This window comes from Micromonospora sp. LOL_025, from assembly GCF_048060285.1.
Lineage (GTDB): Bacteria > Actinomycetota > Actinomycetes > Mycobacteriales > Micromonosporaceae > Micromonospora.
The window spans coordinates 310,382-321,651 of the sequence record NZ_JBHMIR010000002.1 but is presented as its reverse complement, the minus strand read 5'-3'; the positions used below and the strand labels follow the sequence as shown (position 1 = coordinate 321,651).

Annotated in this window: 8 protein-coding genes; 6 read left to right on the top strand and 2 right to left on the bottom strand. The window is 72.1% G+C overall.

Annotated features, from left to right (window positions below; all coding sequences use genetic code 11):
* Positions 1–40 precede the first annotated feature (40 nt).
* From ffh to ACFHW0_RS04160, 3 genes are read left to right on the top strand one after another with little or no spacing between them, the layout of a single operon-like run.
* Positions 41–1,600: a signal recognition particle protein gene (gene ffh / locus ACFHW0_RS04170; protein ID WP_416605549.1), complete on the top strand. Its 1,560-nt coding sequence runs from the start codon at positions 41–43 to the stop codon at positions 1,598–1,600.
* A 43-nt stretch (positions 1,601–1,643) separates the two neighbouring features.
* Complete coding sequence (locus ACFHW0_RS04165; protein ID WP_416605548.1) at positions 1,644–2,744, top strand: RNA-guided endonuclease InsQ/TnpB family protein; 1,101 nt, start codon at positions 1,644–1,646, stop codon at positions 2,742–2,744.
* A 10-nt stretch (positions 2,745–2,754) separates the two neighbouring features.
* Positions 2,755–3,246 (top strand): Uma2 family endonuclease, encoded by a 492-nt coding sequence (locus ACFHW0_RS04160; RefSeq protein ID WP_416605547.1) that lies wholly within the window; start codon positions 2,755–2,757, stop codon positions 3,244–3,246.
* Positions 3,247–3,312: 66 nt separating this feature from the next.
* Here the strand turns inward: ACFHW0_RS04160 and ACFHW0_RS04155 are convergent, their stop codons facing one another.
* Positions 3,313–6,861 carry a S8 family serine peptidase gene (locus tag ACFHW0_RS04155; protein ID WP_416605546.1) on the bottom strand — a complete coding sequence of 1,183 codons (3,549 nt, stop codon included), beginning with the start codon at positions 6,859–6,861 and terminating at the stop codon, positions 3,313–3,315.
* Between the two features lie 324 nt (positions 6,862–7,185).
* Here ACFHW0_RS04155 and ACFHW0_RS04150 point away from each other — a divergent pair, with 324 nt between their 5' ends.
* Positions 7,186–8,265: an amidohydrolase family protein gene (locus ACFHW0_RS04150; RefSeq protein ID WP_416605544.1), complete on the top strand. Its 1,080-nt coding sequence runs from the start codon at positions 7,186–7,188 to the stop codon at positions 8,263–8,265.
* Positions 8,266–8,347: 82 nt separating this feature from the next.
* Here ACFHW0_RS04150 and ACFHW0_RS04145 read toward each other — a convergent pair whose 3' ends face one another.
* Complete coding sequence (locus ACFHW0_RS04145) at positions 8,348–8,953, bottom strand: TetR family transcriptional regulator (protein WP_416605543.1); 606 nt, start codon at positions 8,951–8,953, stop codon at positions 8,348–8,350.
* Positions 8,954–9,056: 103 nt separating this feature from the next.
* Here ACFHW0_RS04145 and proS point away from each other — a divergent pair, with 103 nt between their 5' ends.
* Together proS and ACFHW0_RS04135 are read left to right on the top strand one after the other, a co-directional pair.
* Positions 9,057–10,463, top strand: coding sequence for a proline--tRNA ligase (proS, locus tag ACFHW0_RS04140; RefSeq protein WP_416605542.1), 1,407 nt, complete (start codon positions 9,057–9,059; stop codon positions 10,461–10,463).
* A 111-nt stretch (positions 10,464–10,574) separates the two neighbouring features.
* Positions 10,575–11,222, top strand: coding sequence for a DUF402 domain-containing protein (locus tag ACFHW0_RS04135; protein ID WP_416605541.1), 648 nt, complete (start codon positions 10,575–10,577; stop codon positions 11,220–11,222).
* Positions 11,223–11,270 lie beyond the last annotated feature (48 nt).

Below are 11,270 nucleotides of genomic sequence, written 5' to 3'. Positions count from 1 at the left end.
CCGATGTGCCCGCCGAAACACTGACAAACGGGATGTTCGCGTGTTTGACACCTTGAGTGACCGCCTGTCCGGGATCTTCACCAAGCTCCGCGGCAAGGGTCGGCTCACCGACGCCGACATCGACGCCACCGCGCGCGAGATCCGCCTCGCGCTGCTGGAGGCGGACGTCGCGCTGCCGGTGGTCAAGGGCTTCATCGCCAACGTCAAGGAGCGGGCGCGCGGCTCCGAGGTCTCCCAGGCGCTCAACCCGGCGCAGCAGATCATCAAGATCGTCAACGAGGAGCTGGTCAACGTCCTCGGCGGCGAGGGGCGGCGGCTCCAGTTCGCCAAGCAGCCGCCGACGGTGATCATGCTTGCCGGCCTCCAGGGTTCCGGTAAGACCACCCTCGCCGGCAAGCTGGCCCGCTGGCTCAAGGCCCAGGGCCACCAGCCGCTGCTGGTCGCCGCCGACCTCCAGCGCCCCAACGCCGTCGGGCAGCTCCAGGTGCTCGGTGGCCGCGCCGGCGTCGAGGTGTACGCCCCGGAGCCCGGCAACGGCACCGGCGACCCGGTGCAGGTGGCCCGCGCCTCGATCGAGCACGCGAAGCGGGCCGCCCGGGACATCGTCATCGTCGACACCGCCGGCCGGCTCGGCATCGACGCCGAGATGATGCAGCAGGCCGCCGACATCCGTGACGCGGTCGACCCGGACGAGGTCATCTTCGTCATCGACGCCATGGTCGGTCAGGACGCGGTGCGCACCGCCGAGGCGTTCCGCGACGGCGTGGGCATCACCGGCGTGGTCCTCTCCAAGCTCGACGGCGACGCCCGTGGTGGCGCCGCGCTGTCGGTCCGGGAGGTCACCGGGCAGCCGATCCTCTTCGCCTCCACCGGAGAGAAGCTGGAGGACTTCGACGTCTTCCACCCCGACCGGATGGCCAGCCGGATCCTCGGCATGGGCGACGTCCTCACTCTGATCGAGCAGGCCGAGCAGGCCTTTGACACCGATCAGAAGGAGAAGATGACCGCCAAGCTGATGGGCGGCGAGCAGTTCACCCTGGAGGACTTCCTCGACCAGCTCATCGCGGTCCGGCGGATGGGCCCCATCGCCAACGTGCTGGCCATGATGCCGGGCATGGGGCAGATGAAGGACCAGCTCGCCGAGGTCGACGACAAGCACTTCGACCGGGTCACCGCCATCATCCGGTCGATGACCCCCGCCGAGCGCACCAACCCGAAGATCATCAACGGCTCGCGCCGGGCCCGCATCGCCAGCGGCTCCGGCGTCACGGTGATGGACGTCAACCAGCTGCTCAACCGCTTCGCCGACGCGCAGAAGATGATGAAGCAGATGGGCGGCATGATGGGCCTGCCGGGCGGCGGCCGGCGCAAGGCCACCAAGTCGCCGAAGAACAAGCGCAAGGGCACCAAGGGCGGCAACCGGCCGCGCGCCGGGGCGGGCGCCGGGATGCCGGGCGGTTTCCCGGGCGGCATGCCGCAGCTCCCGCCGGGCATGGACCCGAACGACCTGGCTGCCGGCCAGGGCCTCCCGCCGGGCTTCAAGCTGCCGAAGATCGACTTCAACAAGCTCGGCAAGGGCGGCGACGGCCGGCCCCGCTGAGGTGTGTCGCCGACCGAGGGTGACATGATCCTTGCCTAGGGTGATGTCGCCCCTGGAAGGAGGAGTCATCAAGAGCCCGCCCGAGAAACCCCTGGCTTTAGCCATGGGTGTGGACGAGACAGTGCGATACACCTACCGGTTGCGCCCCGGCGCGACCGCAGTGGCCGCACTGTCCGAGGAGTGGGGCCGGTGCCGGTGGCTGTGGAACGAAGCCGTCCACCAGCAGAAGTCCGGCCGCAAGCCCACCTTCTGCAAGTTGTCCAAGCTGCTCACCGAAGCGCGGAGCCGGCACCCGTGGCTGCGGGACGGCTCCCAGGTCGCCCAGCAGCAAACACTGCGCACCTATGCATTGGCCTTGCAGCACTCGTTCAAGGTCAAGGGCCGCGGACGGCCAACGGCCAAGCGGCGCAAGAAGACTCTGCCCGGCCTTGAGTACACCGTGCGTGGATTTACCATCCGCGACCGCCGGTTGCGCCTGGCTGGCGGAATCAACATCCCGGTGGTCTGGTCCCGTGAGCTGCCGTCGAACCCGACCAGTGTGCGCGTCTACCAGGACTCGCTCGGCCACTGGTACGCCTCGTTCGTGGTCCGCCGCGAAGCCACACGCGCGCCCGCCGCAGACGGGAAGATCGGTGTCGACTGGGGTGTCACCACCACCGCCACCACCACGGACCCCGCCTACGACCTGCCTCACCTCGGCTACCGCAAGCGGTGCGCCGCCACGATGGCCAAGGTGCAGCGCAAGATGAGCCGTCGGCGCCGCCCCCGCGGATGCGCCCCCTCGAAGGGCTATCTGCGGGCCAAGCAGCAGGCCGCCAAGCTGCACAAGAAGGCGGCCAGGCAGAACATCCACGACGCCCGCCAGTGGGCGAAGAAGGTCGTGGATGACCACAGCGTGATCGCCGTTGAGGACTTCGAACCGAGGTTTCTGACCAGGACCACGATGGCCCGCAAAGCCGCGGACGCCGCAATCGGTGCCGCCAAATGGGAACTGATCGACCGTGGCATGCGGGCGGGCCGGAAGGTGGTGCTGGTGCCGCCCGCCTACACCACGATGACCTGCCCGAACGGTCGGAGTGGACGGTCGACGACCTCGGCGACCTACCGAAGGACCTTCCGTACGAGTTGGTCGACGGAAGGTTGATCCTGCCACCATGATGCCGGCGGCGTCCAGGGCGGCGTTGCCCACCGCCGTGCACCAGGACCTCTGCGTGCGACTGCTGCTCGCTCTCGAGGTCAACTGCCCCGCTGATTACCTGAGCATCGACCTGTCGATGCGCATCGACCGCCGCAACGAGCCGCGCCCCGACGTGGTCGCCATCCGCCGCGAGCACGCCGACCGCTCGCCCGTCCCCGTCGAGGACGCGCTGCTGGCCGTCGAGGTCCTCTCGCCGACCTCGACGTTCCGCGACCTCTACGACAAGGCGAAGGTCTACGCGCACGCCGGGGTGCGGACGTACTGGGTGGTCGACCCGCTGCACGAGCGGTTGACCCTCACGGAGTACACGCTCGGCCCCACCGGCGAGTACGAGGTGCTGACCCACACCGAGGATCTCTTCGTCACCGAGCGGTCCTGGAAGGTCTCCGTCGACCTGCCCGCGCTGACGACGCGGCGGGCCGGGCTGCTGGCGCGCGACGAGGGCTGAGCGCCCTACGGTCCACACGGGCGGGGCCCGGCCGTCACCGGCCGGGCCCCGCTTCTCGTACGACCGTCAGGACAGCAGGTCCGGCCGGTCGGTGACGCGCAGCGCGTTCACGATCGGCACGCTGTAGCCCTTGTGCGTCACGAACCGCACATTGAGCTGGCCGTCGATCACCCGCACCGTGTACGTCCGGCTCAGCGCGGCGTAGCTGCCCACCTCACCGGCCACGTCCAGCGACGGCAGCACCTCCTGGCCCTCGATCAGCACGTCGAAGACCCGCCGGTCCGGGTACTGCCGCTTCACCTCGGCGAAGTCCAGCTCCACCGTGTAGTGGCCGTCCGCGAGACCGTCGACGCGGTACTCGTACATCCCCTCACGCTGGCTGGCGAAGCGGGCCGGGTCGTTGGTGCCGGTGATCGGGGTGCTGGTCGTCCGGCGGCTGGAAGTGCCGAGGTAACCGGCGCTGCCGGCGGTCCAGGCCCGGTCCGGCGACCAGGTCTGGCCCTCGACGTCGGCCCGGGCCGACGTCGCGCCGGCGTCGATCGCCAGGGTGGTGCGCGGCACCACCAGGGTGACCGGGACGTCCAGGACGGGCTGGCGTCCGCTGGCCGAGGAGATCCGCAGCCTGGCCTGATGGAAGCTGCCGGGGGCCAGGCCGGCGGTGCTGGTCGCCACGCCGACGGTGTGCCGGCCGCCGCTGCCCAGGGTGACGGTGGCACCCGACAGGCCGAGCCAGCTGATGTCCTGCGGCGTGCCGTCGGAGTTCAGCTCGGTGACCGTGACGTCGGTGCCGAGCACCCCCGTGTTGCTGAGGGTGATCTGTCGGCTCCGGGTCTGCTCGGCCCCCGACACGACGGTCAGCTCGCTCGTCGGGGTGCCGACGCGTGCGGTACGCAGCGCCGCCGAACGGACCTCGGCCGCGCCGGCCTGCACCGCCACCGAGCCCGACGCGGCCTCGTAGTGCTGCTTGTCGATGGTGAACTCGACCGTGCCGACGGGAGCCTGGATCAGGTACGTGCCGTCGGCCTCGGTGGTCTGGGTGGCCGTCGCGTCGCCCACCCGGGCGGTCACGGTGGCCCCGGCGACCGGGCGCCCGTCGTTGGCGTCGGTGACCACACCGGAGAGCACTCCGCTGCGGGTGGTGCGGAACGTGATCGCCGTGCCGTCGGCGACCGCCCGGGCGTTGTACGAGTACTCGAAGCCGACGGTGCCGTCGACGTTCTCCAGGCCGATCGAGGCGCCGGTGCCGGTCTCCGCGCCGTCGCCGTCGATGTCGGCGTACCGGTAGGTGATCGAGCCGTCCTCACCGATGGCGGCGCTGAAGGTCAGCCGCATCGACCGGTCGGCGAAGAGCGACACGTTGCGCCACTCCACCACGAAGGTGCGGCGCGGCGCGGCACCCGTGACGGCCGTGTAGACCCCCGAGTCCTCCTCCACGTAGAGGTCGTCCCAGAACGGGAAGAGCGCGAGATCGGGGTTGGTGGTGTTCGGCAGGGCGGTGTTGAGGCGGCTGGTCGACGAGGTGCCGAAGCCGAGCACGCCGTTGGTGCTCACCCACGCCTGCCGGTAGGAGTTGCCGTAGAGCGGGACCCGGAAGGGCAGCGTGACGGGGACGGACTTGTTGTCACCGGTCAACGTCTCCAGCAGCTGGGTGCCGGCGACGAACGAGCCCTCGGCGGGGCCGCAGGCATACCCGAAGGAGTCGACCCGGTCGGGCAGGGTGACGTCCAGGACGGTGTCCGCGCCGACCTGCGCCGACCTGGTCACCTCGTCCGAGCAGCGGTACGTGTGGGCGAAGCGGACGTCGTACGTGCCGTGCGGCACCGTCACCGAGTAGCGGCCGTCGGCGTCGGCGGTGGCGGTGAGCGGGGTGCCGAGGACGGCGACGGTGGCGCCGCCGGCCGTGCCGTTCGAGGTGCGCACCGTGCCGCTGAGCGTGGCCGAGGGGGCCGCCCCGAGGGCGACGTCCGCGTCGGCCGTCTGGTTCTCGGTGATCGTCACCGAGGTCGTTCCCGTGGTGTGGCCGAACTTGCTCACCGAGACCGTGTAGCTGCCCACCATCAACCGGTCGAGCGCGTACGAGCCGTCGGCGCCGGTGCTGGTGACGCGGGTCATCGGGCCGGTGACCGTCACGTCCGCCCCGGCCAGCGGGTCGCCGCCGGAGGTGACCCGACCGCCCAGCGCGCCGAGGGCGCCCCGGGGGGTGGCGTCGACCGCTGCGTACGCGTCGAGCCGGCCCTCGCCGAAGACGTTGTTGTCGTCGACGGTACCGCCGCAGGTGAGCGCGTCGACGTCGATCGCGGTGTCGTCGAGGATGCGCTTGGTCTCGGCGACGTCACCCTGTAGGGCCGGCGAGGCCGACCACATCAGTGCCACGGTCGCCGCGGTGTGCGGGGAGGCCATCGAGGTGCCGCTGAGCGCCGAGTAGCCGCCCGGCACCGAGGAGCGGACGTTGGCGCCCGGCGCGGCGATGTTCGGCTTGATGTCGCCGTTCTCGCCGGTGCCCCGGCTGGAGAAGCTGGCGATCGCGTTGTTCACGTCGAACGCGCCGGAGCTGTAGCTGATCGTGTACGACCCGGGGCTGCCCGAGGTGTTGCAGCTCGGGCCGCTGTTGCCGTTGGAGAAGGCCGGGAAGATGCCGGCGGCCACCCATGACGAGACGATCTCGGTGTACCACGGGTCGTACGCGCTGGAGCCCCAGGAGTTGTTCACGACATCCGGGGCGAGGTCGGGGCGCGGGTTGGCGCCGTTGAGGTCGGTGGGGGCGACGATCCACTGTCCGGAGGCGAGCAGCGACGCTCGCGAGCAGCCGCTGGTCTCGCAGCCCTTGGCGGCGATCCACCGGGCACCCGGGGCCACGCCGATCACGTTGGCGCCGTCCGAGCCGACCATCGTGCCCATGGTGTGCGTGCCGTGGTTGTTGTTGTCGCACGGGGCGTCGGTGGGGCAGACGTCGGCCGGGTCGAACCAGTTGTAGTTGTGGTCGAGGGTGCCGTCACCGGTGCGCCCCCGGTAGCTGGCCGCCACGGCGGGGTGGGTGACGTCGACGCCGCTGTCGATGTTGGCGACCACGATGCCCTCGCCGCGTACGTTCAGCTCGTTCCAGACCCGCGGTGCGTTGATCCGGTCGATGTTCCACTCGGTGGCGTCGGTGGTGGGGACGGTCTCGCCGGGCAGCGGCTCCGGGATCTCGACCGGGTCGTCGGCGAGGATCTCGGCCACGTCGGTGCGCACGGCGAGGTCACCGAGCAATTCGGCGTCGCCGGTCACCCTGATCGCGTTGACCAGCCAGAACGGGTTGAACTCCGCGCCCTCGCGGGCCAGCATGGCGCGCAGGCCGGCCTGGCTGCGCTCGGCGTGGGCGGTCTTGGTGCGGTGGACGTGGGCGGCCTTCTGCGTCTTGCCGCGCAGGCTGGCCGCGCCGGACAGGTCGGCCTTGCTGTCCAGGAAGACCCAGTAGCTGGCCCTGCCCTCGCGGGCGAGCCGGGTGGTGACCTTCCTGTCGACCTTCGCGGCCACCGCCCTGACCTTCGTGTCGGCGGAGTCCGGTGCGGCGGCGGCCGGCGCCGCGGCGCCGATCGGCAGGGTGAGACCGACCGCCAGGCCGACCGCGGCCATTCGCCATCGTCGTGGTGACACTGTCCCGACGCTCCTTCTGAGGGTGAGGCGACACTGTGGACACCCGTGTCCGGGCGCCTGGGAGCATCCTGGTGACGAAGGATCTCTTCATCAAGACATGCGTAAATAAAGAAATCTGTCAATCAACTGTTCGTGTCGCTCCGTGGCGGCAGGGACACGCAGTGGAGTCGAAGGCGAGCGCGCCGAGTGGGGCCGGGCGCGGCCGGCGGACCGGCCTAGTCGCTGCACCCGGGCATCCCCGGCCCGTGTCGACCGGGAAGAATGGCGGGCGGACCGCCCCCTTTGCGCGCAGACGGAGGACGCATGGCCTGGCACGTACGCGGCGTGGTGCTGCCCGACGACGAGGTCCGTGACCTGTGGCTGGTCGGCGACCGGGTGACCTTCACCCCGGTCCCCGGCGCGGAGACCGTCGCCGACGGCGGCTTCGTGCTGCCCGGCCTGATCGACGCGCACTGCCACATCGGCATCGCCCGGGGCGGGGCGCCGATCACCTCGCTCGACCAGGCCCGCGAGCTGGCCCGCACCGACCGGGACGCCGGGGTCCTCGCGATCCGCGACGCCGGGTCGCCGTACCCCTACCCGGAGCTCGACGACGAGCCCGACCTGCCGCGGCTGGCCCGGGCCGGCCGGCACGTCGCGCCGCCGGAGCGCTACCTGCGTGACATCGGCGTCGAGGTCGGCGCGGCGGAGGTGGCGGCGACGGTGGCGGCGCAGGCGCGCGCCGGCAACGGCTGGGTGAAGCTGGTCGGCGACTGGATCGACCGGGGCGTCGGCGACCTCGCCCCGGCGTGGGACGCCGACACCATGACCGCCGCCGTCCGGGCCGCGCACGCCGCCGGGGTGCGCGCCGCCGTGCACACCTTCTCCGAGTCGGCCGTCGAGATCATGGTGCGCGCCGGGGTGGACTCGGTGGAGCACGGCACGGGCCTCAGCCTGGACCTGATCGACGAGATGGCCCGGCGGGGCACCGCCCTCATCCCCACGATGATCAACATTCGGACCTTCGGCGGGATCGCCGACCAGGCGCGGGCCAAGTTCCCCGGCTACGCCGACCACATGCTTGCCCTGCGCGACCGCTTCCCCGAGGTGGTGCGCTCGGCGTACGAGGCCGGGGTCCCGATCTACGTCGGCACCGACGCGGGCGGCGGCATCGACCACGGCCTCGCCGCGGAGGAGATGCTGCTGCTGCACGAGCAGGCCGGCATGTCCACCACCGACGTGCTCGCCGCCGCGTCCTGGCGGGCCCGCGAGTGGCTCGGCTTCCCCGGGCTGGTCGAGGGCGGCCTGGCGGATCTCGTCGTCTATCCCGAGGACCCGCGCGCCGACCTGCGCGCCGTGCGCAGCCCCGCCCGCATCGTGCTGCGCGGTCGCGTCGTCCGCTGACCCGCCGCGCCCGGGTCGCCGGCGGGGGTCGGGGCGGCGGCGCTCCCGGCGGTGCGGCGCAGCGGCCCGGGGCGGCACCCGGTCAGCCGGAGTGGGCGCCCTGGGTGACCGCGTGCAGGAGCAGGTACACCGCCAGGTCGGCGAGGGCGGCGGCCGTCTGCGCGACGGGGGCGCCGGGCAGGACGATGTGGCTGATCACCAACCGGACGACCGAGTCCGTGGCGAACGCGACGGCGTCCCGGTCGGCGCCCGGCAGCACGTCGTCGGCCCACTCCAGCAGCACCTCGGTGGCCTCGGTCAGGACCAGCTCCGACCGGGTGGTGAGGTAGGGCAGCAGGTCGTCCGAGCCGCCCCGGGAGCTGGTCAGGACGGCCTTGATCAGCGGGTCGTCGACCGCCTGCGTGAGGGTGTGCGTGATGGTGGCGTGCGCGGCGGCGCGCACGTCGTCGCCGTGTGCGCGCAGCAGGGCGCGTACGTCGCCGACGAACCGGTCGACCTCCCGCCGGGCGAGCGCCTCCGCCAGCCCCGCCTTGGTACCGAACTCGTTGTAGACCGTCTGCCGGCTGACCCCCGCCGCGCGCGCGACGGCGCCCATCCGGACGCCGTCCCAGCCGGTGGCGATGGTCAACGCCCGGGCGGCCTCGACGATCGCCTCCCGGGAACGGGTGCCGTCCCTCACCTCACCCATGGTGGTCGAATCCTAGCCCGGCCGCACCCGCCGGCACGGCGGAGACCGGCGACGTCGCGCCCGATGGCGTCGTCCCTTCGGCCGACGCATAGGATGTGCGGTCATGGCACGCGTGCTCACTCCCCGTGCGGAGGACTTTCCCCGCTGGTACCAGGACCTGATCGCCAAGGCGAAGCTCGCCGACAACGGCCCGGTCCGGGGGACCATGGTCATCCGCCCGGCCGGCTACGCCATCTGGGAGCGGATGCAGGCCGAGATGGACGCCCGGATCAAGGCGGCGGGCGCGGAGAACGCGTACTTCCCGCTCTTCATCCCGGAGAGCTACCTCAAGCGCGAGGCCGAGCACGTCGAGGGCTTCTCGCCGGAACTCGCGGTGGTCACCCACGGCGGCGGCAAGCAGCTCGCCGAGCCGGTGGTGGTGCGCCCCACCAGCGAGACCGTCATCGGCGAGTTCATGGCCAAGTGGATCGACTCCTACCGGGACCTGCCGCTGCTGCTCAACCAGTGGGCCAACGTGGTCCGCTGGGAGCTGCGCCCCCGGATCTTCCTGCGCACCAGCGAGTTCCTCTGGCAGGAGGGGCACACCGCGCACGCGACCCGCGACGACGCCCGCGCCTACGCCCGCCGGATCCTGCACGAGGCGTACGAGGACCTGATGGTCAACGTGCTCGGCATCCCGGTGGTCGTCGGCCTGAAGACGGCCCGCGAGCGCTTCGCCGGCGCCACCGCCACCTACACCTGCGAAGGCATGATGGGCGACGGGAAGGCCCTCCAGCTCGGCACCAGCCACGAGCTGGGGCAGAACTTCGCCAAGGCCTTCGACATCAGCTACTCGTCGGCCGAGGGCGGCCGGGAGCACGCCTGGACGACCTCCTGGGGCACCTCCACCCGGATGCTCGGCGGCCTGATCATGTGCCACGGCGACGACAACGGCCTGCGCGTTCCGCCGAAGCTGGCGCCCGTGCAGGCGTACGTCATGGTGGTCAAGGACGGCGAGGGCGTCGGCGAGGCGGCGGCCAAGCTGCGCGACGCGCTGCGCGACGCCGGCGTCCGGGTCGCGCTCGACGACCGCGTCGACACCCCGTTCGGCCGCCGGGCCGTCGACGCCGAGCTGCGCGGCTATCCCGTACGCGTCGAGGTCGGCCCCCGCGACCTGGCCACCGGCAACGCGGTCGTGGTCCGGCGTACGGACGGCTCGAAGTCCCCGACGCCGGTGGCCGACGTGGTGACCGCCGTGCTGGCCGCCCTCGACGCCGACCAGCGGGCCCTGCACGACCAGGCGCTGGCCCGCCGGAAGTCCCGCACCGTCGAGGTGTCGACCCTCGCCGAGGCGATCGAGGCGGCGGCCACCGGCTGGGCCATGGTGCCGTGGTCGGCGGTCGGCGTCCAGGGCGAGGCGGAGGCGAACGGCCAGGGCGTCACCGTGCGCTGCCTGCTGCGCGCCGACGGCTCGGTGCCCGACTCCGAGGACGAGCCCGACCTGGTCGCCATCCTGGCCCGCGCCTACTGACCGACCCGTACGCCGCACGGCCGGTCCCGCCTCGCGGGGCCGGCCGTCCGCGTGCCGCCACCCGGCGGGTCGACGGGCCGGGAGCCCGCCGGGCGCCGGTAGGGTCGGTGCGTGAGATTCGAAGCTGGGCGGCTGATCGTGCACCGCAACGTGCGCCGGGGGCGGATCGGCTGGGTACGCACCGCACGGGTGGTCAGCGACGACGACCGGGGCCTGCTGCTCTGGGTGGCCCGCGACTCCCCGGTCGCGAGCGAGGTCACCGAGGCCGGGCTGGGCATGCGGGCGGTGCCGTTCACCGAGTGGATCTCCTCGTCGTACCGCCTGGCCACCGGACGCTGGGACGGCCCCTCCGTGCTCAAGTTCCTGCCCGCCGGGGCGGCCCACTCCGTGTGGTGGTTCCGCGACGCGCACGACCGCTTCGCCACCTGGTACGTCAACCTGGAGGAGCCCGGGGTGCGCTGGGACGACGGCACGCTCGCCGGCGTCGACATGGTGGACCAGGACCTCGACGTGGTCGTCCGCCCCGACCGGGGCTGGGAGTGGAAGGACGAGGGGGAGTTCGTCGAGCGGCTGGCCTTCCCCGACCACTACTGGGTGCCCGACCCGGACGCGGTCCGGGCCGAGGGGAAGCGGGTGATCGCGCTGGCCGAGGCGGGGGAGTTCCCGTTCGACGGCACCTGGTGCGACTTCACCCCGCCGCCCGACTGGATCGTCCCGGACGAGCTGCCGCCCGGCTGGGACCGCCCCCCGGTGCGCTGACCTCGCCGCGCGAGCACGCGGACCGGTCGCCGCAGGTGTGCTTTCGGT

Excerpts from the sequence above, each read along its gene's own strand:
- proS (WP_416605542.1), top strand. The coding sequence starts at position 9,057 with ATGGCACGCGTGCTCACTCCCCGTGCGGAGGACTTTCCCCGCTGGTAC.
- ACFHW0_RS04160 (WP_416605547.1), top strand. The coding sequence starts at position 2,755 with ATGATGCCGGCGGCGTCCAGGGCGGCGTTGCCCACCGCCGTGCACCAG.
- ACFHW0_RS04165 (WP_416605548.1), top strand. The coding sequence starts at position 1,644 with ATGTCGCCCCTGGAAGGAGGAGTCATCAAGAGCCCGCCCGAGAAACCC.
- ACFHW0_RS04155 (WP_416605546.1), bottom strand. The coding sequence starts at position 6,861 with ATGGCCGCGGTCGGCCTGGCGGTCGGTCTCACCCTGCCGATCGGCGCC.
- ACFHW0_RS04145 (WP_416605543.1), bottom strand. The coding sequence starts at position 8,953 with ATGGGTGAGGTGAGGGACGGCACCCGTTCCCGGGAGGCGATCGTCGAG.
- ACFHW0_RS04150 (WP_416605544.1), top strand. The coding sequence starts at position 7,186 with ATGGCCTGGCACGTACGCGGCGTGGTGCTGCCCGACGACGAGGTCCGT.